Source organism: Arthrobacter sp. JCM 19049 (assembly GCF_001310435.1).
Genome location: NZ_BAXF01000695.1, coordinates 1 through 929, shown reverse-complemented (window position 1 = coordinate 929; position 929 = coordinate 1). Strand labels below are relative to the sequence as shown.

The following is a 929-nucleotide window of genomic DNA, read 5'->3' as shown; positions in this document are numbered from 1 at the left end:
TGCCGGTGAGGCAGGCGCGGGCCGTGACCCGGCTACTGCGCTCGGCCCCGATTCGGGTGCTCACCCATCCGTTCGTTGCCGCCATCCTGAACGCCGGCGGGCTGTGGCTGCTCTACACCACGGACCTGTATCACCTCATGCATTCCTCGGTGCTGCTCCATGCGGTGGTTCACGCGCACATCTTCCTGGCCGGGTACGTGTTCACCGCCTCCGTGGTTGGCGGAGATCCGGATCCGCACCGGGCCTCGTTCCGGATGCGGGCCACGGTGCTGGTCAGCTTCATCGCGGCCCACGCAATTCTGGCGAAGTGGTTGTACGCGCATCCGCCCGCCGGAGTGGAGGCCGCGGATGGGCGGGCCGGGGCCCAGCTGATGTACTACGGCGGGGATGCGGTGGACGTTGGCCTGATCGTGCTGCTGTTTATCGGCTGGTACGCCGCGACCCGTCCCAGGACCGGGGGCCGGCCGGCCGCGGACACGGTCTAAACGCCCCTCGGCCCCCGTCCCGCCCCGATCAGGCCAGCCGGTTCAGACCCGGATCCCGGAATCCTTCAGCGCCTGACGCGCCGCATGCCATCCGGCCATGCCGTGCACTCCCCCGCCCGGAGGGGTGGAGGAAGAGCACAGGTACAGTCCGGGCACCCCAAGCCGGTACGGGGTCAGGGACGCGGTGGGCCGCAGGAACTGCTGCAGCCCGTTCAGCGCACCGCCGCCGATATCCCCGCCCACCAGGTTCGGGTTCCAGGCCTCCAGTGCGGTCGGGTCCGTTTCCACCCGGCGCAGGACGCGATCCCGGAAGCCGGGGGCGAAGCGTTCAATCTGCTCATCAATCCTCTCCCCGGCCGGGCCCTGGTAGCCCTGCGGCACGTGGGCATAGGCCCACACCACGTGCTTTCCGGCCGGGGCCCGCGAGGCGTCGGCGGAGGACGG

2 protein-coding genes are annotated in these 929 nt (G+C 70.5%); one reads left to right on the top strand and one right to left on the bottom strand.

Annotated features, from left to right (window positions below; translation table 11 throughout):
• Positions 1-485, top strand: a 485-nt coding sequence (locus tag JCM19049_RS15585) for a cytochrome c oxidase assembly protein (RefSeq protein ID WP_279403378.1), incomplete at its 5' end; no start/stop codon positions are given.
• Between the two features lie 42 nt (positions 486-527).
• Here JCM19049_RS15585 and JCM19049_RS15580 read toward each other — a convergent pair.
• On the bottom strand, positions 528-929 hold a 402-nt coding region (locus JCM19049_RS15580), incomplete at its 5' end, for a phytoene desaturase family protein (protein ID WP_374700342.1).